Source organism: Streptomyces sp. NPDC107654, assembly GCF_055639035.1.
This window is the reverse complement of the sequence record NZ_JBVKBI010000037.1, coordinates 1-18,094: the sequence shown is the minus strand read 5'-3', so window position 1 is coordinate 18,094 and position 18,094 is coordinate 1. Positions and strand designations below refer to the sequence as shown.

The window sequence follows — 18,094 nt, the reverse complement described above, 5'->3', positions numbered from 1 at the left end:
TTCTGCTCTGGGACGGGGAGCCGGGGGCGGTCGGTCGCTTGGCCGTGACGGCCGCCTCCGGATCGCGGACGGGTTGATTCAGCGCACGTACCTGGCCAGGCGTACGACGTCGCAGCGGCACGATCCGCCGTGCGCCATCGCGTGGAGCTCGTCGAGGGTCCAGCCGTGGGCGGCCTCGGGAGCACCGGTGTGGTGGTACGCGCGGCGGGGGGTGCTGGTGGCCCGGCCTTCGGCGCCGGGGAGGTGGGCGGCGTCGAACTCCCAGCCGGTGACGTGGATCTCGTTGCCGCCCCGGCCGGTGCGGGTGGTGATGGTGCCGACCTTGATGAGGCGGAGGCGGGCGGCCGCGCGGGTCGCCTCCTCGGCCCGGGTGGCGGCGCGGCGGGCGCGGGCCTGCTCCTGCTGGGCGCTCTGGCGCTTGAGGGCGCTCTCGTACTGCTCGCGCAGCTCCTGGTCCCTGCGGGGCGCCTGGCACTGGCCGTCGGTGTGGCCGGCCACGCGGTGCCCGGAGACGCGGGTGCACCAGGTGCACGCGGTCGAGGACTGCACGGCGTCGGCGATCCACCAGCGGGCGGCGCCGAAGAGGGCGGCGCCGAGGATCATCCACCAGTACCAGGCCACGGGGTCCTCCTCAGTTCGTTTCGACGTAGCGCTTGATCTGCTTGCGGATGTGCTCGCGGGAGAAGTCCAGGTGCGCGGCGGTGGCGACCTGGGTGAGGTTCTTCGCGTCGATCTCGGCGGCGACGGCGCTCCAGTAGGCGCGGTGCGCGGCCTCGATGGCCTTGTCCCGGGCGGCGGCCGCAGCGTCGAGGCGCTTCTTGGCGGCGGTGGCCTGGGGGGTGTCGGGGCGGGTGGGGGTCATGGTGTCGGGCTCCGTTTCGGGTGTGAGGGACGATGTGGCTGCCCCCTGCTCCGACCTGGAGCGGGTCGGGCGGACCCGGGGCGGGCGGCGCGTGGTGGGTAGCCGGTGGCCGCCCGCCCCGGGGGTCAGAGGGTCTTGGGCTGGGGCTTGCAGTTGTGGCCGAGGGCCAGGTCGAGGACGTGGCTGACGCGGTCGGGGTAGTCGGTGACCTTCACCTTGAGCCCGCACTTGCCGCACGAGTACGTGGCGGTCTTCAGCGGGGTGGTCAGGCGGGTGAGGATGCGGCGGATCAGGTCAGTGAGCATCGTTGCGGATCTCCTCGGGGTTCGTCGGGACGGGTTCGGTCGGCGGTCAGTTCAGGGCGAGGGCGGCGGCCAGCGCGAGGACCAGGAGGACCAGGGCGCCGGCGGTGATGTCGATGGCCGTCTTGAGCGCGCGGTACTTCGCGGCGGCGATCTGGGAGAGCTTGACGACGCGCTCGGCGCTGCGGTCGACGGCGAGGTCGGCGCGGACCTCCTCCGGCGTGCAGGTGGCCCAGTGCAGGTACGAGCCGCGCACGTTGCCGCCGAGGCGGGGGCGGACGACCAGGAGGACGACGAGCATCGCGGCGACCAGGCCGACCGCGCCGAGGCCGACGAGGATCGCGGCCGGGACGGGCAGGTCGTGGCCGGGGACGGCGGCGACCAGCACGGCCAGCGGGATGCCGAAGGCGGCGAGCAGGGCGGATGCCTTGCTGTCGGTCCGGGCGATCTCGCCGACCACGTCGGTGCGGGCCTGCAGGAGCCTGGCGTCGGCGGCGGCGGCCCGGCGGCTGATCAGCTCGTCGAGGCCCGGGGCCTGCGGCGCGGTCTGCGGCTGCTGCTCCATCAGGGCGACTCCTTCGTCTCGGTCGGTGCGGGCCCGCTGCCCACACCCACAGAATGCCAACTCAGAGTTGGCTATGTCAATACAGAGTTGGCCAACTTCTAGTTGCCAATCTGGCCAGGGTGGACCTGTTGGACCCAACAGGGTCAACCGGCCCTGAAATGCGAAAGGCCGCCCCCGATGCGGGGGCGGCCTGGAGGGAGCTGCGGGTCACGCGTAGGGGTCGGCGTCGGTGCGGACGGCCGGTCGGGCGACGGGTCGTCGGGTGAGCGGGCGGGCCGCCGGGTGGCCCCACTCGTGGCCGCAGTCGGCGCACCACCACACCCGTCCGCCGTCGCCCTGCTCCTGCCACAGCACGTCGTCGCCGTCGCACTGGGGGCACCAGTGGCCCGGCGGTTTCCGCCGGCGTATCCGGTCCAGCAGCGTCACGGGTTGATCTTCGAGACGGTGGAGGTGAACCCGTCGAGGCCGTCGTGGATCTGGGGCGCCACGGTGGTGCCCGCGAGGAAGAAGCCAAACAGGACGGCGACCAGGGCGGCGGGCCACTTGAGGTGGCCTCCCCGGATGAGGACGACGAGCACGATGGCCAGGATCACGACGGCGGAGATCGAGAGCTGCACAGCAGCCTCCTTCGGTTCGGTGGGCGGCCGCCGTGCCCGCGCCGGACGGGCCGGGGCGGGCACGGCGGGGGAGGGTTGGACCTGTTAGGGCTAACAGGTCTGCGGGGTCTTCGTGAGAGGCCGCAGGGCCTCCCAGAGGCGTTCGCCGGCGGGGCCGTACTCGGGGGCGATGACCGACACGTACGTGCCGTGGGTGACCTGTTGGTAGAGGCGGCCGTTCAGGCCGGGCCACTGGATGGCCATGTCGGCGCGGCCGATGCGGCCGCCGAAGGAGGTCATCCGCTCGCCGTCGCGGGTCGTGACGGGCACGCGCCGGTCCTGGACGTCGCCGCGCACGTAGTCGTTGACGACGACGACCAGCCCGGCGGTGCGGGCGGCCTCGACCAGACGGCTCTTGAGGTCGGGGTCGGTGACGACCAGCTCGACGGCGGCGCGCTGCTCCCACCACCGTCCGTCGTAGCCGGGGCCGGCGAGGCCGGGCTGCGAGCAGGTGGTGACGTACCCGGCCCGGCACAGGGCGGCGAGGACGGGCACCAGGTGCTCGGTCTCCTCGTCCGGGCCGTAGCGGGGCTGGTAGCCGGGGCGGGAGCCGATCTCGCCCTCCAGCCACAGCGCCATCAGCTCGCCGAGGTCGGCGAGCGTGCGGGCGGCGGCCCAGCGGCGCCGGTCGGCGCGGCTCATCCACGGGAGCCTGAGCGTCACGGCGGTCACCGCCCCGTCGACTGCAGCTCGTGGCCGTGGCACAGCACCGGGCCGATCAGGAGGCCGATGCCGTTGACGGTCCAGCGGAAGTCGGTGAGCGGCCCGGGCGCGACCTCGTCGACGATCCGGCCGGTGCGGCCGGCCGCGCGGGGGTCGTCCTCACAGCTGACGATCAGGACCTCTTCGCCTGCCTCGTACATCGCGTTCCCTTCCCTGTCGGGGTGGTCGGTGGTGGATCAGGGAGCCGGTTGGGCCTGTTAGGAGCAATAGGTCCAACCGGCTTCGAGCTGGTGTTACTCGTCGTCTCCGCTGTCTCCGTCGTCGCCCTTGGCCATCTTGCGTTCGTGCCTGCGGGCCCCGTACGCGCCGGCCTCCTTGACGCCGTCGCGGGCCAGGCCGACGCCTTCCTTGCCGAGGTCGGCGGCGGAGCCGACGATGCTGGCGGCCGATCCGGCGACGGTGCCCGCGGCGGTCGCGGTCGCGGCGATGGCGTTGAAGAACGCGGCGGCCGCGCCGCCCCCGCCGCGCGGCACCCGGGCGGGCGCGGCGGGGGCGCCCTTGCCGTTCTTCGCCGCGCCGAACGCCTGGGCGGCCTTGCCCCCGCCGGACTGTGTTCCGCCTCCCGGCGAGGCGGCTCCCAGGGAGATGATCTGCGCGTCGACCGCCTTGCCGGTGGGGAGCTTGCCGCGCACCCGGCCGGTCTTGCCGGGCGCGGCGAGCGCCTGGAGCTCCTCCTTGGTCACCTGGTTGACCTGGAAGACGCACTCGGCGGCCTTGGCCTTGCGGCCGTCGTCGCCGCGCGGGCGGTGGGTCTGCCCGCAACTGCCGACCACCCCGGCCGGGGTGACGTACAGCTTGATGACCTTCGTGCCGCCCCAGCCGGGCGACGCCTCGGGGCAGTCGACCCAGTGGCCGCCGAAGGACGGGCGGCCCTTGAAGACGATCTGCAGGGGTCCGGCGGCCATCAGTCCTGCTTCCAGGTGCCGGACAGGGTGCCCTCGAACGTGCCGGTGCGGGGCTTCTTGCTCTTGCCGCCGCACAGCACGCGCAGGACCAGCAGGCCGCCGAAGACGACCCCGACGATCTTCAGGACGAGCACGGTGGCGGCCCAGACGCCCGCGGCCGCCGCGCTGATGCCCGCGCCGATGGCGGGACCGTAGATCGCGGCTCCGGCGGCGACGGCGCCGCCTCCGGCGAGGTAGACGGCGGCCTTGATCTTGCGGCTGTTGGCGGTGAGCCAGTCCGGCAGGCTGCGCCGCGCGCCGGGCTCCTTCCCGGCTCCGGCCGGGGTGCCGGCGGGGGTGAGCGGGGCGAGGGGGACGACCTCGTACTCAACGCGGCTGCCGCCGTCCGGGGTGGTGTGGTGGACGGTCTTGAGGGTGTAGCCGGGCGGCGGGACCGGCACGGTCGGCGTGGCCGGGGCGACGGCCGGGCCCGGGGTGGTCTCGAAGGCCGACTCGACGAGCTTGGCCTCCGCCAGGAGCTGGCGGACGTGGTCGGCGGTGGTCGGGTCGACGGTGGACTCGGTCACGGCGGTTTCTCCTTCGGTCCGGGCGGCCAGGGGGGCGAAGCGGTCGGTGGACGGCATGATCGGCGTCTCTCCTCGTGTGATCGCTTTGGGGTGGTTTGGGACCTGTGGCAGCACCCGGGGCGGCGGGCATCTGTGCAGGTCAGGGCGTAGGGCGGACCCTCGGGCCGGGGGGTGGACCCTGTGGCGGCGCCCGGGGGTGCCGGGTCGCCGCCACAGGGAGCGCCATGGGCTGTGACCTGCGCCTATGGCGGGCGCCCTAGGTCCCGCCCTGGGGGTCATTTGCGGGCATTACGGGCGGCCTCGACGGCGGCCTCGACGTCCTTGCGGAAGAGGCCGGAGCCCTTGATCTCGCGCCCGTCGGGGCCCTTGCCGAAGCGGATGCCGGACTTGGCCACCAGCTCGACGCCGGTGCCCTCCAGCGCCTCCTCGACGTCGGCGACGAGCAGCTTGCCGACGCGGGCGGTGTAGGCGGCGTCCGCCTCCCCGTCCAGCGGCCCCCACTTCTCGGGGTCGTGGTCGGTGAGGTAGGCGCGGACGTCGGCCATCGTGATCCGGTCGGCGTCCGCGTCGAACGCGTCGAGCAGCAGCTCCAGGACGCTGACCCGCACGAGGGTGCCGACACCGCCGGCGTGCGCCGCCGGGGCGGGCCTGCCCGATCCGGTCGGGCCGCCCGCGAGGGAGGACGCGCCCGTGACGGCGATCAGGTAGTTCTCGATCTCGTCCACGAACTGGCCCGGCGCGCGGTCCAGTTCCTGACGCAGTTCGAGCCCTGCCGCGATCAGGTCGGCGGCACCGTCGTATTCCTCGTCCTCGATGAAATAGGACCGGATGAGTTCGCCGGGCGCTCCGTCAATATCGACGATGGCGCCGCCCTTGAGGGATTCCGGGATTTCGTGGGCGCGCAGGCCCGCGCCGGTCGCGCCGTCCTTGAGGATCGCGTTGGTCTGGACGGCGCCGCCGGTGCGGGTGGCCGCCCGGGCCCCGGTGTTCGACTTGTAGCCGCGCGGAACGGTGTTGGCGTCCGGGTCCTGGGTGGAGATGAGGACCGTCATGTTCAGCGCGGCCGCGAACGCCGCGATCTCTTCGAGCAGTTCAGCGATCCGGTCGCACGCCTTGATGGTGCGCTTTCCCTCGTCGTCGCTCGGGTCGGGAATCCGCATCGACGAATTCGCGTACTGCTTGTACTCGTCGATGATGAGGATTTCCAGCGGGAATTCCGCGAGGTCCTTCTCGCCGAACTTCGCGCGGCCCTGGTCCTCCAGAACGGCCTCGCGCCGGTACGCCTCGCGCAGGAAGCCCTCCAGCAGGTGGATGAGCCGGTCGGGGCGACGGCCGAAGAACGTGCTGCAGATCGGCGCGTAGCCGCGGTGCTCGCCGGGCTTGGCCCCGGCGACCAGACGCAGGTTGATGCGCGGGTCCAGGCCCAGGCCGACGATCAGGTTGCGCAGCAACATGCCCTTGCCGGTGCGGGACATGCCGCCCAGCAGCGCCATGACGTGGCGCAGCTTGAGGTAGACGGGCAGGCCGCGCCGGTTGAACCCGATCAGGATGCCGCGGTTCCACACGTCCTGGCGCTCCGGCTCGGCGACCAGCGGGGAGACGCGGGGCTCGCCGAACGGGTCGGAGGTGCAGTACCAGAAGGAGACCCGGGTGGGGGAGCCGTCCTGCCGGATGTCGAGCCAGTGCGTCTCGACGTCGAGGGCGCCGGCGATGGCCTCCTTCTTCGCCAGGAGCGCGGAGACCTGGATGTCGTCGGGCAGCTTGAACTTGGCCTCGATGCCGTTGATCTCGGCCGGGCGGATCGGCTCCAGCAGGGTGATCTGGTGCTCGTCCTTGGTGAACACCTTCGCGATGCGGAGCACCCGGTTGATCAGGTCGTCGGTGAGCGGGGCGTGGCCGGCCGTGTGGGCGGCCGCCACGTTGAACGCGGCCGACAGGCTCGCGTCGGGGTTGCGGCGGTGGTGTTCGCGCAGGCCCAGGGCGGACAGGATGCCGAGGGTGAGCATCGCGGCCGGGGAGGCGGCGAGCAGGCCGTAGACCTGGGCGACGGCGACGGCGGCCGCGACGACGGTGAACACCGCGGTGACCGAGCCGACCAGCATCGGCTCGCGGCGCCGCCCCCGGGCGGTCTCGAGGCGCTCCTCGCGCAGCGCGGCGATCATGTCCGGGGCCATGTTCTTGCGGCGGGCCGTGTCGACCATGTCCGCGTACTCCTGGGCGGTGTAGTAGTGCCAGGCGTCGCGGGCGCCGGCCACCACTCCGATCCCGGAGAGCCGGGTCATCTGCCACGCGTAGACGTGGGTGTGTCCGGCGTGCCAGGCGAGCTTGTGCAGGAACACCTTCTTGCGGTGCGCCCACGCGGCGGAGTCGAAGGTGCCGGTGGGGAAGGCGTCCTTCCAGGTCCAGCCGTCGGAGTCGGACCGGGGCAGGGGGACCGGGAGGGCGTCCGGGTCCTGGTCGTCGTCGAAGACGAGACCGCCGGCCTCGGGCGCGGCCACGGGCAGGTCGCGGGGCGTGCCGGTGGTGGCGTCCGCCATACCGGCCCTGGTGCCGCGTACCGCGTCGCGGGCCGACTCCTCCAGCCGGGCGCGGCGCTCGGGGTCGTCGGCGAACAGGCTGGAGAGGTCGTCCGGAATCCGCTCGTCGCCGGGACCGCCTGCTGCGGGCTCGGGGGAGATGTCCGTCATGCTGAGCGTCCTCGCTCTCGAAGGTTCAGGGGGTGGAGGGATGCGGGGCCCGGGCCGGGCAAGCTGCGGGCCCCGCGGTCGCGCTACTTCTTGCTGGCCTTGGCCTTGGCCTTGGCGGCGGCCTTCTCGGCCTTGATCCGGCGGCGGGCGGCGCCCTCCTTCTGGGCGCGTCCGGCGGCCGCGAGCATCTGCGGGCCGTAGAGCCCGGCGACGACCAGGCCGCCGCCGGTGAGCAGGGCGGTCAGCCAGCTGAAGGCGAGCATCGGGGTGATGCCGGGGACGCCGCGCCAGATGACGACGTAGGTCGCGGCCGGGATGAGCACCGCGAGACGCCAGGGCATCCGGCGGGAGGGCTTGGCGGCGGAAGCGCTCACGGGGTGATCTCCTTCGGGGTCGTGTTCAGGTCGTTGTGGGCGGCGGGCGGCTCGCCGAGCGCGCCGCAGGTCGGGCAGGGGGCCAGCGGGCGGCCCTGGACCAGGTAGCGCACCTGGGTCATCCAGGGCTGCGGCCACAGCAGCGCGCCCATCGCGACCAGGAGGCCGATGGCGAGGGCGCCGTTCCAGGCCGCCGAGGAGCTGGTGTCGAGGGGGAGGGTGTAGCCGTGCTGCCAGGCGTAGGTGCCGGCGGCGACTCCGGCCCACAGCGCGAGCAGCATGTGGGCCAGGCCGACGGCGAGGCCGGCGGCGTAGCGGGTGGCGCGGACGAGGCGCGGCATGTGCGGTCCCTTCCGGGATTCGGGCGGGCGGCTCAGGCCGCGTCGCGCTGCTGCTCAGGGTGGGTTGGACCTGTTGGACCCAACAGGTCTGACGGGAAGAGGGTGTTCTCGTCGGCGAGGAGGGCGGCCTGGTTGCGGGCCTCGCGTTCGCGGGTGGCCTTGTTGCGGCGGCGGACGTAGCAGCCGCGGCACAGAACCATCACCTCGTCGAGGGGGAGGGTGATCGCGTCCCGGTCGGAGACCTCCGGGTCGACCGGGGCCACCAGGAGCGGGGCGCGGTGCTCGCCCCGCTCGTGGCAGCGCTTCCCGGTCTTGTGCCAGCGGGGCTTGTCCCCGTCGGCCAGGCCGCAGTTCCCGGGCTCGTCGAGGTGGCACTCGCAGTGCCCGCCGCTGCGTTCCACGGCCGCCTCGTACACGGTTCCGGCTAAGGCTGCGGGGATCGCCTCGCTCACGATTCGATCCCCCGCTCCGCCTTTACCGCGTCACGAAGCCGGATCGCGTAGGCGGGTCGGCAGCCGACCCGCTTGCGCACGTTCGACGCACTCAGCTTGGCGGCATCACCGAGCTCGTCGGCGAGGTCGCGCACCTTGTCGAGGTCGGCCTCTTCGAGGGGCCTGTCGTCGTCGCTGCGAGGCCCGCCCTGCCCTTTACCCACAAGGGTTGTAGGGCTTCCGCCCGGCCCGCCACGGCCGCCCTTGCGGCTGCCGCTCGGGTCGTCGTCGTCACCGCCGAACAGATCGGCCAGCAGGTCGTCGACGGCGGCCTTCTCGGAGGAGTAGTCGGCCTCGGCGAGGACCTCGTCGACGGCGGCCCGCGCGGCGAGCTCGGCGCGGAGCGTCTCGGGGGTCTGACCGACCGGCAGGGCGTACACCGACCGCCACGCGGCGGGCCACAGCTCCGTCGGCTTCACGCTCGCCGGGGCCGCCGTGACGAGCATCGTGTACCGGTCCCACACCGCCGGATGGGCGGCGGCACGCTGCGCGTCGGTCCACGCCCGGTCACGGGAGATCGCACCCAGCGGGTTCGCGGCGAGGATCGCCTCGTACCTCTCCCAGACCTCCGGGTACGTGGCCTTGCGCTGCTCGTCCTGCTCCTCCAGGCGCGCAGCTTCGGCGGCCTGCTTGGCCTCGGCGGCGGCCCGCTGCTCCTCCCGGCGCTCCGCCTCGACCTTGCGCTTGTGTTCGAGCTCGACCTCGCGGGCCTTGGCCTCGGCCTCGACCCGCTTGGCCTCGGCCTCGGCGAGCTTGCGCTCGGCGCGGGTGGCCTTGGCCTGCTTGTCGCGGGCGCCGAACTCGTGCAGGACCTTGATGCCGGGTCCGGCGAGCGAGCAGACACCGCCGACCACACCGAAGATCGGGCCGATCTCGGCGTGCATGACCCCGTCGAGGACGTTGACCGTCGCGGCGAATGCCGAACAGGCGAACACCCCGGCGAGGTAGTGCCACACCATCCGGCGGGCGGTGATCGCGGCCTCGGCCTGCCGGATGAACACCCACGCAAGGCCCTCAAGGACGAACGGAACAACGACCTCCCACCAGCGGTCGGGGTTCCAGAACGCCCGGAGCTGCAGGGGGAGGGCGACGAGCAGGGCGGCGACGACGCCGATGTTCACGGCCCTGGCGGCCCGCTCCTCGCGGCGCTTGACCTCGGCGACACGCTCGGCCTCGGCCTGCTCGGCGGCCGCTTCGGCGGCGCGTGCCTTCTCGGCGGCCTCGGCGTCCTCGCGGGCCTTGCGTGCGATGGCCTCCGCCCTGGCCTGGGCCTTGGCGATCTCGGGGGCGTCGAGCTGCTCGCGCCGCCGGCGCTCCTCGGCGGCCTGCGCGCGGGCGAGCTCGGCCTCGGTGCGGATCTTCTCGGCGTTCGCGGACTGCTCGGCCCACGACACCGGCTTCTCCTCGGGGGCCGCGGTCATCGGGCGAGCCCCCTGTCCACGACGGCCGGGACGGCGGCGACGGCCGGGGCCTTCACCGTGCGGAGCGCGGCGCGGATCGCGCGGCGCAGCGGCCGGCCCCGGCGGGCCTTGCTCACCAGGAGGGCCGGGCGGGGGGTGCCGAGCTCGGCGAGCACGGTGTAGGAGTCGTAGTCGGCGGCGGTCCAGTCCCGGCCGACGCCCTTGCGGATGATCAGCGCGGTCACGCGACCGCTCCCTTCTTCTTGGTGTCGGCGCCGGTCTCGGAGCCGTGGGGGTCGATGCCGAACGTCTCGGCGTGGCGCAGCAGCAGGCCGGAGACCTCGCGCAGCGCGGCGCGCGGGTCGTCGGCGGACAGCGCCATGGCGATCTCGGTGACCGCCTCGGTCACCGCCGCGCGGTGGAAGGCGAAGGCCAGGGACTCGGCGGTCAGCGCGGCCGCGGCGGTCTCGGTGTTCTCGATCGCCGTGTCGCGCTGGGACCGGACGGCCTCCAGCTCGCGGGCCTCGTCGAGCTGCTCCAGCGCCGGGCGCTCCAGCCGCTCCATCAGGGCCTCGATCTCGCCCGCGGTGCCCGGCGCGGCCAGCGGCGGCAGCGGGGCCGTCTGGATCTTCCAGCCCAGCGGGTCGGGGTCCGGGGTCTGCGAGGGCACCCAGTTGCCGTCCGGGTACGGGGTGGCGGCCTGGGCGGACTTCCGGTCGCGGTGGGCACTGCGCACCCGGCCCTCATGCAGGACCACCTCGGTCGGGGCGTCGGCGGCGTCGAACGCGTACTTCGTCGCGCCGACCAGCAGCTCGACCAGGCGGTGGAGGTCGGTGTTGCGGGACTCGGCGGCCACCAGCTCGGTACGGACCTCGCCGAGGTCGGTCACCAACTGCTGGCGCAGGCCCGCGTCGGCGGCCGCGTCGGCCTTGAAGCCCTCGATCGCGTTCTCGGCGAGTTCGAGGTCCGCCTCCAGGACGGAGGCGAGTTCCGCGCCCTCCTGAAGGGCCCGGAGGGTCTTGGTACGGATCATCCGGATCATGCGACGGGCTCCCGGGTCTCGGAGGGTGCGGCGGGCGGGGCGTTGCGGAGGTGCTGGGCGACCAGGCGGTGCACCAGGCGGACGGTCACGCCGAGCGCGCCGAGCCAGAACAGGCACTTGGTGACCTGGGCGACGGCGGTGACCAGCGCGGTCAGCGCGTCGAGCAGGACCGTTCCGGAGCCGTAGGCCAGCACCGCGAGCAGCGGCACCAGGAGCAGCAGCAGCTGCGACGGCATCCGGCCCGTGAGGTCGAGGCCGGCGCGGAACAGGTCGCGTAAGGCGAGGGCGGCGCGCGTCATCGCGGTCACCCTCCGATCCGGGCGGCGGCGACGACCTTCTCGGACGCCTCCTCCCACTCGGCGGCCGCGCGGAGACGGCTGATCGTCTCCGTGTCGCGGGCCGACCACTCGGCGGGGTTCGAGCTGACGCGCTCCAGGATGTCGGCCAGGAGCTGGCGGGTGGTGTCCGTCATCAGGCCACCGCCCCGAGATCGAGGTCGACGAGGCCGGCGGCGTACTCCAGCTCGTCGAGCTCCTCCAGGAGGACGACGGCGAGCTCGGCGCGGCGGCTGACCTGCTTGGGCTGGACGAAGCCCGTCGCGACCATGTCGGCGAGGGCGTCCTCGCGGGCCTGGCGGGCGGCGCGGCCCTCGATCCCGACGGGCGGCCCGAGGACCAGGTCGACGTCGATGCCGAGGATCTGCGAGGCGTCGTCGCGGAGCTTGAGGGCGGCGGCGAGGGTGCCGGCGGCGGGGTTGGGGATACTGGTCATCGCGGTTCCACTCCCTGCTGTGGTGTGGTGGATTCCGAAGTGGCCCCGGGGGTGTGCAACCACCTGATCCGGGGCCGCGCCCATTCGGGCGGGGGTTGTCGTGCGCGGCCAGACGGCCACGGCCACGGCACATCCGTACGGGCATGCGCCGGGCCGAATCTGTCTGGACGAAACCTCTCGCTGGCGGCCCACATGGCCTTCTGACCAGCGAAAAGGGCTGTTCTTTCTGTCCTCTAAAGCACGCTGTTGAGTTCTCAAAGCCGCAGGCGCTCCCTCCCCCGGCCTTCCGCGACGAGCGCGGTGGTCCCGTTGGACGTTCAGAAGGGGCGCGTTTCAGGCATGGCTGTGCCCTGCAAGCAATAGCCCTGCAATGCGAACAGTCTGGTTCGTTCGCATTGACTGGACAATGCCCGTGGCGATGATGTTGGCACCGAGAGTGGGCGACGTCAAGCCCATCGTTCCGATGGTTCTCATTGACTGGACAATGGTGATCGTGACGGGTACATATGGACCTCATGAGGCCGACGACACCGATCTACCAACGCATCGCGGATGACCTCCGCGCGCAGATTGCCGATGGCACTCTGCCCCCTGGCAGCAAGCTCCCGACCGAGGCCGAGCTTCGCGAGAAGTACGGGACGAGCGCGCGGTCCACAGTGCGTCAGGGCCTGTCGCTCCTGGTCAACGAAGGGCTGATCGTCCCTCGTCGGCCGAAGGGCTACTTCGTGCGGGAGATGCGGCCGAAGGTCTACCGCCCGCAGCAGGAGTTCCGGCGCAAGCCGCCGGAGGTCGACATCTACACCCACTTGATCGCCTCGGAGGACGGGCGGGAGCCCAGCCAGGACATCGAGGTCGCTATCGTCCAGCCCCCCAAGGCGGTCCGGGATCGCCTGGGCCTCGCTGAGGGCGAGACGGCTGCCGCCCGCCGGCGCACGCGCTACCTGGACCGAGAGCCGTACGACCTCAACGACTCGTACACCAGGCTCTCCCTGGTCGAGGGCACCGACTGGATGACCCCCGGAGACGTGGCCCGGGGGACGAATCAGGTGTTCGCCGAGCTCGGCAAGGAGCTGGTGGCTGCCCTGGACGAGATCTACATCCGCATGCCCACGCCGGAAGAGGTTCGGCGTCTGCAGCTCGGGCCCGGCACCCCGGTCGCCGAGCACATCGCCACCACGTTCGCTGAAGGCGACGAGCCGGTGCAGGTGACCATCAACATCGTGCCGGGGGACCGGAACGTCATCGTCTACGAGCGGATCAAGAACCCGGAGGACTATGAGGCCCGGCCTCGCTTCCCCTGGGGAGCCGAGAAGTGATCATCGCGCAGGCGGAGGAAGCCGATCTGCCTCGGCTGCTCAAGTTCCGCACCGACACTGCAGGCTGGCTCTCTGCACAGGGCATCGACCAGTGGTCGAACCCCTTCCCGCCTGAGCACATACTCGCCAGCATCCGTGCGGGCGAGGTCTACATGATCAAGCCGTTCCCGGCCGCTGACGCGTGCGCCACGGTCACGCTGGATCGGGACGCCGATCCGCGGCTCTGGACTCCGGAGGAGCGCTCCGAGTCGGCCCTCTATGTGCACAAACTGACCGTCGACCGAGAGTTCGCCGGCACTGGCCTCGGGACGCGCATTCTCAACTGGGCTGGCGATCAAGCTGCGGCCGCAGGTGCCCAGTGGCTTCGCCTGGATGCCTGGACGACCAATCCGCGGCTCCACGCCTACTACCGCCAGCAGGGGTTCCGCCACCTCCGGACCGTCACGGAGCCTGGCGTCGTCTCAGGCTGGGTGGCCCAGCGCGCGGCGCAACTGGACCCGAGCCACGGTTTGCTCGCTGAGGCCGACACTCCGGAATCGGCTGGCTGACCCCGCGTGACCGCCGGAGGGAGGAAGATGTCCCGCGAAACGCAAACAGGCCCCCGCGGGGGCCTGTCGATCGCGCTCGCCGGTTGTGGTGGTCGGCGCCGCGATCAAGCACCTGTAGAGGAGGTGCCTGCGATGGTCAGCAGGCTACGCGTGCCCACTGTCAGTGGGCCAGCGGGACACGGCGACACGCCGGTGGCGGCCCGCGCTTCCCGTGTGGCGGGACGGCTTCGCAAGTTCTCTCCCGGAGAACGGGACCGTGGAGTATTCGCGCCGGAAACCCGGTACAACACCACACCGGCGTCCGGCACGATCTTCGGATGCGATCACGCGTCATACCAGCTCACCGGCGTTTTTCCCAACCGGCGGAAGGACCGCACCATGTCCGTCATGACTGCTCGCGCCCCGTAACGCCGAGGGCCGCCCCTGCGCCAACAGGAGCGGCCCTCAACTCAACAACTTGACTCAGTCCTCGGCTCGCCAGCCTCCAGAACCCTGAGTCGTACGTCGGCGGTAACGCCGGGCTCCCGACCCCTCGGGGCCCGGTCACCACTGACCAGAGTAACCGGCAGACCTAGTTCTACGCAGCACCGCTGATAGGCCCGTCCGGTTACCCGGTGATGATCACCGACGTGCGACTCTCTACCCCCGATTGGGAGAGTTCGCACCCCATGCACCACCCGCAGCACCGCCCCCTCCGGCTCGCCTCCGCGGAGCCCGCGACGGTAACCGTCGCGACCGCGTACGAAGGCGCCGTGTTGATTACATCTTGCTCTCATAACCCGATGACCTGCCCCGATGGGGGTGTCCGCTTTGGCGCGTACAACGGCCGCGTGACGACTACGAACGACGCCGTGTCCGCCCCGGCCGCCGAGGCGGTGGCCCGATGACGAACTCTCCCGACCTGATGGATGACGGCGGCGACGAGGAGTTCGAGCTCATCGGCACCCTCAACGACTACTGGACGCACACCCAGGTGCGTGACTGGGTGCTGCTGCTGCCGGACATGACCCGGACCGCGCTGCACCTGTACATGGTCCTGCGCTCGATGATCCGTGAGAACGTCCGGCGCAAGGGCGGCGGTCTGCGCCGGATGTCGGTGGACCAGCTCTGCTTCCTCCTGCCGGGCGTCAACAAGAAGCCGTGCAGCCCGACCATGGTCAAGGACGCGCTGAAGCTGCTCGCCGAGCTCAACCTCGTGGTGAACCCGGAGGACGGGCACCTGGTGAAGTCGACGGGCAAGGGCGGGATCCAGAACTCCTTCCGCACGTACCAGGTCAACGAGCTGCCGCCGGACGCGTACGTGGGCTGGCGCAACGTCTGGGACAAGCTCGACGCGTACACGCCGGACTGGCGGGAGAACCCGCCGCAGCCTCCGCTGCACACCCGTCGCGGCGACCAGGTCGTGCAGACGGCCGCCGACCGTCCGGCCCCGGCCCCGGAGCCGGAGGAGCCGAAGGGCGACACCCCGGCGAAGCAGGCCCCGGCGGGCAAGAAGGCCCCGGCGAAGAAGGCCGCCGCCCCGAAGAAGACGGCGCCCAAGAAGGCCGCGCCGAAGAAGGACCAGGAGGACGGCGGGACCGACGTTCCCGGCGACACCTCGGCGGCGAAGCCGGTGGTGGACGCGTGGGCGGAGGGCATGAAGGCCGGCGGGCGTCCGTTCCTGCCGAAGCGCGCCGCGCTGATCGCCGCCGAGGCCGTCGAGCTCCTGGAGGCCGGTGCCGACGTCGAGCACCTGTGCCGGGTGGCTGAGTGGATGGGCCGGATGAAGCCGACCTGGAAGGTCCTGGAGGACGCGATGACCTTCCCCGAGGCGCCGCAGCCGTCGGTGCCCGGGCAGCGGGGCCGTCCGGCCGTCGAGATGTGCCAGGCCCACCCGTCCTTCGAGGCGGAGGACTGCCTTCGCTGCGCGGCCGACGAGCGTGACCGCCGGCGGCGTGAAGCCTCCGAACCGGCGCCGGTCGACGGTGCCGCCCTGCTGGACCGGCTGCGCGCCGGCCAGCCCGCATGACCCCCGCGCCACGATCCGAACACACCTGTGGCGGCCACTCCCGTCAAGAACCGGCCGCCACAGAAGACCCCACGAAGGAGATCCGTATGTCCATCGTCGCACCCCACGCCGCTCCTGACGACGAGTTCCGCCCCTCGGGCCGGGAGGACGGCTTCGACCGCGTCCCGCCCAACGACATCGACGCCGAGCAGTCGGCGCTCGGCGGCCAGCTGCTGAGCAAGGACGCCATCGCCGACGTCCTCGACACCCCGCTACAGCAGCGCGACTACTACCGTCCCGCGCACGAGACGATCCAGGCCGCGATCCTGTACCTGTACGGCAAGGGGGAGCCGGTCGACCCGATCACGGTGGCCGCCGAGCTGACCAAGCGCGGTGACATCACCAAGGTCGGCGGGGCCTCCTACCTGCACACCCTGGTCCAGACGGTGCCGACGGCGGCGAACGCGTCGTACTACGCCGAGATCGTCCACGAGCGGGCCGTGCGCCGCCGCCTGATCGAGGCCAGCACCCGGATCGCGCAGGTCGCCTACTCCGGCGAGGGCGACATCGACGACGTCCGCAGCGCGGTGGAGGCCGAGGTCCTCGACGCTCTGGCGACCCGCGAGCAGACCGCCGGCTACGCCTACGTCCGCGAGGACGTCCCCGACTTCTGGGACCAGCTCGACGCCCGGATCAAGGGCACCGGCAAGATGACCGGCGTGCCGACCGGCTTCGTCGACCTGGACGCGATGACCAACGGCCTGCAGCCCGGGCAGCTCATCGTCATCGGCGCCCGCCCGGCCATGGGCAAGTCGACGCTCGCCCTGGACATCGCCCGCGCGGCCTCCATCAAGAACGGCCTGACCTCGGCGTTCTTCTCCTTGGAGATGGGCCGCTCCGAGATCACCCAGCGCCTCTACAGCGCCGAGTCCCGGGTCGCGCTGCACCACATCCGGTCCGGGACGGTGACCGAGGACGACCTGACCCGCATGGCCAAGCGCACGCCCGCCATCGAGGGCGCCCCGCTGATCGTGGACGACTCCCCGAACCTGTCGCTGACCGAGATCCGCTCGCGGGCCCGGCGCATCAAGCAGGCCAAGGGCGGCCTGGACCTGCTGATCGTGGACTACCTGCAGCTGATGCAGTCCGGTGCCGGCCGCCGCGCGGAGAACCGGCAGCAGGAGGTCTCCGACATCTCCCGCAACCTGAAGCTGCTGGCCAAGGAGCTGGAGATCCCGATCATCGCGCTCTCGCAGCTCAACCGCGGCCCGGAGCAGCGCACCGACAAGCGTCCGCAGATCAGCGAGCTGCGCGAGTCCGGCTCGATCGAGCAGGACGCGGACATGGTGATCCTGCTGCACCGCGAGGACGCGTACGAGAAGGAGTCGGCCCGCTCGGGCGAGGCCGACCTGATCGTGGCCAAGCACCGCAACGGGCCCACGGCGACGGTCACGGTGGCCTTCCAGGGGCATTACAGCCGGTTCGTCGACATGGCGTCTGAGATCACTTCGTCCTAAATCGTCACAGAACGGCACAAATCATGACCGCACGGCCGGGCACGTCTTCGGGCTGCCCGGCGGCCGGGCGAGGACGCGACGCTGTCCGCTTCGGCTGGCACGGTGGTCCTCGTAGTCACACACCGGCTCCGCCCCCGGCGCTCCTGCGCGCCGGGGGCGCTGTCGTTCCCGGAGCCGGTCCGCCGGCACCGCCAGGCCGCCCTGGTGCTCCTGCGGGGCCCGGGCCGCGGCGGCCCGGCACACGGTTCTGCACGTCTCGTCGTCCGGGGCCGGCGCACCGGCCGACGGGGCGCCCGCCGGAAATCCGGCCATCGAAACGACCAGGCACGATGCGGCATCTGTGCAGGTCGTTTCGATGGCCGTTTTTCCGACTCACCTGGACGGATTTCCGATCGGACCGGACGGAAAAAAATCGCCACCACGTCGCTGACCTGCGCAAACGCGCTCCCCTAATAAGCCCCCCCAATAAGTTCTTCTCTCTCCCGCACCACCGACCCCACGGTCACGGTGGTCGTGGGGGCCCGCCGGACGAACGGCGAGGAGAGAGGCGGCGGCTTCGCCGGAACGACACCGGCCTCCTTGCTGCTGCTCCTGCCCGGCCCCGGTCTGCGGGCCGGCTCCTATCGCACGGTTCCGCAGACTTCGCCCTCGAGACGCTCCCGCCCCCCGTCGGACAGCACCGGCTATTAACGGGCCCCTGCGGCCCCGGACGGGGGTAGTGGGTGCGGCTGGCACCGCACCCACTACCCCAGGTCAGGACACCTTTCAGGTCCGTCCCGGCGTAAACGATCTTGACCCCCTCGCGCTGCTGGCCAAGGTTGTGAGCCCGGCCTCGGCACCACGGAGAGCCGGGCGACCAGGGGTCATGCGCCCGACAACACCGGCCGGTAACTACCGCAAGGGCCTGTTAATAGCCCGGTAGGAGGGGGCTCGGCCCCGTCACCCATTCGGGTGACGGGGCCTCGCTGTGGGGCGTCCCTGGGGGAGTCCGTGCAGGTCAAGGCATAGAAAGGAGCCCTACGGGCCCGACCTTCCAAGCCC

The 18,094-nt window shown here is 71.9% G+C and carries 24 protein-coding genes; 4 read left to right on the top strand and 20 right to left on the bottom strand.

Going from position 1 to position 18,094, the window contains the following annotated elements; translation table 11 throughout:
• Nucleotides 1–78: 78 nt before the first annotated feature.
• The 20 genes from ACZ7N4_RS36745 to ACZ7N4_RS36650 form a co-directional block, all read right to left on the bottom strand.
• Nucleotides 79–621 carry a hypothetical protein gene (locus tag ACZ7N4_RS36745; RefSeq protein ID WP_471367822.1) on the bottom strand — a complete coding sequence of 181 codons (543 nt, stop codon included), beginning with the start codon at nt 619–621 and terminating at the stop codon, nt 79–81.
• Between the two features lie 10 nt (nt 622–631).
• Nucleotides 632–862, bottom strand: a complete 231-nt coding sequence (locus tag ACZ7N4_RS36740; protein WP_471367820.1) for a hypothetical protein — start codon at nt 860–862, stop codon at nt 632–634.
• A gap of 125 nt (nt 863–987) precedes the next feature.
• The gene (locus ACZ7N4_RS36735) at nt 988–1,167 is read right to left on the bottom strand and encodes a hypothetical protein (protein ID WP_471367818.1); all 180 of its coding nucleotides are present in this window, start codon (nt 1,165–1,167) and stop codon (nt 988–990) included.
• Between the two features lie 46 nt (nt 1,168–1,213).
• Entirely contained in the window at nt 1,214–1,729 is a 516-nt protein-coding gene (locus ACZ7N4_RS36730) for a Pycsar system effector family protein (protein ID WP_471367816.1), read from the bottom strand.
• Between the two features lie 207 nt (nt 1,730–1,936).
• Nucleotides 1,937–2,155: a hypothetical protein gene (locus ACZ7N4_RS36725; RefSeq protein ID WP_471367814.1), complete on the bottom strand. Its 219-nt coding sequence runs from the start codon at nt 2,153–2,155 to the stop codon at nt 1,937–1,939.
• Nucleotides 2,152–2,346: a hypothetical protein gene (locus ACZ7N4_RS36720; protein ID WP_471367812.1), complete on the bottom strand. Its 195-nt coding sequence runs from the start codon at nt 2,344–2,346 to the stop codon at nt 2,152–2,154. The genes ACZ7N4_RS36725 and ACZ7N4_RS36720 overlap by 4 nt, the downstream gene beginning before the upstream one ends.
• A 90-nt stretch (nt 2,347–2,436) precedes the next feature.
• Entirely contained in the window at nt 2,437–3,027 is a 591-nt protein-coding gene (locus tag ACZ7N4_RS36715) for a DUF6919 domain-containing protein (RefSeq protein ID WP_471367810.1), read from the bottom strand.
• A gap of 26 nt (nt 3,028–3,053) precedes the next feature.
• Complete coding sequence (locus tag ACZ7N4_RS36710; RefSeq protein WP_471367808.1) at nt 3,054–3,248, bottom strand: hypothetical protein; 195 nt, start codon at nt 3,246–3,248, stop codon at nt 3,054–3,056.
• Between the two features lie 93 nt (nt 3,249–3,341).
• Complete coding sequence (locus ACZ7N4_RS36705; RefSeq protein WP_471367806.1) at nt 3,342–4,013, bottom strand: hypothetical protein; 672 nt, start codon at nt 4,011–4,013, stop codon at nt 3,342–3,344.
• Complete coding sequence (locus tag ACZ7N4_RS36700; RefSeq protein ID WP_471367804.1) at nt 4,013–4,636, bottom strand: hypothetical protein; 624 nt, start codon at nt 4,634–4,636, stop codon at nt 4,013–4,015. The genes ACZ7N4_RS36705 and ACZ7N4_RS36700 overlap by 1 nt, the downstream gene beginning before the upstream one ends.
• 218 nt (nt 4,637–4,854) lie before the next feature.
• Nucleotides 4,855–7,266 (bottom strand): hypothetical protein, encoded by a 2,412-nt coding sequence (locus tag ACZ7N4_RS36695; RefSeq protein WP_471367801.1) that lies wholly within the window; start codon nt 7,264–7,266, stop codon nt 4,855–4,857.
• An 83-nt stretch (nt 7,267–7,349) separates the two neighbouring features.
• The gene (locus ACZ7N4_RS36690) at nt 7,350–7,640 is read right to left on the bottom strand and encodes a hypothetical protein (protein ID WP_471367799.1); all 291 of its coding nucleotides are present in this window, start codon (nt 7,638–7,640) and stop codon (nt 7,350–7,352) included.
• On the bottom strand, nt 7,637–7,981 hold the full coding sequence (locus ACZ7N4_RS36685) for a hypothetical protein (protein WP_471367797.1): 345 nt from the start codon (nt 7,979–7,981) through the stop codon (nt 7,637–7,639). Before ACZ7N4_RS36685 ends, ACZ7N4_RS36690 begins: the two co-directional genes overlap by 4 nt.
• A gap of 32 nt (nt 7,982–8,013) precedes the next feature.
• Complete coding sequence (locus tag ACZ7N4_RS36680; RefSeq protein ID WP_471367795.1) at nt 8,014–8,433, bottom strand: hypothetical protein; 420 nt, start codon at nt 8,431–8,433, stop codon at nt 8,014–8,016.
• Nucleotides 8,430–9,893 (bottom strand): hypothetical protein, encoded by a 1,464-nt coding sequence (locus tag ACZ7N4_RS36675; RefSeq protein ID WP_471367793.1) that lies wholly within the window; start codon nt 9,891–9,893, stop codon nt 8,430–8,432. The genes ACZ7N4_RS36680 and ACZ7N4_RS36675 overlap by 4 nt, the downstream gene beginning before the upstream one ends.
• Complete coding sequence (locus ACZ7N4_RS36670; protein WP_432158232.1) at nt 9,890–10,117, bottom strand: hypothetical protein; 228 nt, start codon at nt 10,115–10,117, stop codon at nt 9,890–9,892. Before ACZ7N4_RS36670 ends, ACZ7N4_RS36675 begins: the two co-directional genes overlap by 4 nt.
• Nucleotides 10,114–10,914 (bottom strand): hypothetical protein, encoded by an 801-nt coding sequence (locus ACZ7N4_RS36665; protein ID WP_471367791.1) that lies wholly within the window; start codon nt 10,912–10,914, stop codon nt 10,114–10,116. The genes ACZ7N4_RS36670 and ACZ7N4_RS36665 overlap by 4 nt, the downstream gene beginning before the upstream one ends.
• Nucleotides 10,911–11,213, bottom strand: a complete 303-nt coding sequence (locus ACZ7N4_RS36660; protein ID WP_471367789.1) for a hypothetical protein — start codon at nt 11,211–11,213, stop codon at nt 10,911–10,913. The genes ACZ7N4_RS36665 and ACZ7N4_RS36660 overlap by 4 nt, the downstream gene beginning before the upstream one ends.
• Nucleotides 11,214–11,218: 5 nt before the next feature.
• Nucleotides 11,219–11,386 (bottom strand): hypothetical protein, encoded by a 168-nt coding sequence (locus ACZ7N4_RS36655; protein ID WP_471367787.1) that lies wholly within the window; start codon nt 11,384–11,386, stop codon nt 11,219–11,221.
• Nucleotides 11,386–11,685 carry a hypothetical protein gene (locus ACZ7N4_RS36650; protein ID WP_432158236.1) on the bottom strand — a complete coding sequence of 100 codons (300 nt, stop codon included), beginning with the start codon at nt 11,683–11,685 and terminating at the stop codon, nt 11,386–11,388. The genes ACZ7N4_RS36655 and ACZ7N4_RS36650 overlap by 1 nt, the downstream gene beginning before the upstream one ends.
• A gap of 515 nt (nt 11,686–12,200) precedes the next feature.
• Here ACZ7N4_RS36650 and ACZ7N4_RS36645 point away from each other — a divergent pair.
• The 4 genes from ACZ7N4_RS36645 (at nt 12,201) to dnaB (ending at nt 17,053) form a co-directional block, all read left to right on the top strand.
• Complete coding sequence (locus ACZ7N4_RS36645) at nt 12,201–13,001, top strand: GntR family transcriptional regulator (RefSeq protein WP_471367784.1); 801 nt, start codon at nt 12,201–12,203, stop codon at nt 12,999–13,001.
• On the top strand, nt 12,998–13,549 hold the full coding sequence (locus ACZ7N4_RS36640) for a GNAT family N-acetyltransferase (protein WP_471367782.1): 552 nt from the start codon (nt 12,998–13,000) through the stop codon (nt 13,547–13,549). The genes ACZ7N4_RS36645 and ACZ7N4_RS36640 overlap by 4 nt, the downstream gene beginning before the upstream one ends.
• Before the next feature lie 883 nt (nt 13,550–14,432).
• A complete protein-coding gene (locus ACZ7N4_RS36635) occupies nt 14,433–15,557 on the top strand; it encodes a hypothetical protein (RefSeq protein WP_471367780.1) in 1,125 nt (374 codons plus the stop codon).
• 86 nt (nt 15,558–15,643) lie between these two features.
• Nucleotides 15,644–17,053, top strand: coding sequence for a replicative DNA helicase (gene dnaB, locus ACZ7N4_RS36630; RefSeq protein ID WP_471367778.1), 1,410 nt, complete (start codon nt 15,644–15,646; stop codon nt 17,051–17,053).
• The last annotated feature ends 1,041 nt before the right edge of the window (nt 17,054–18,094 follow it).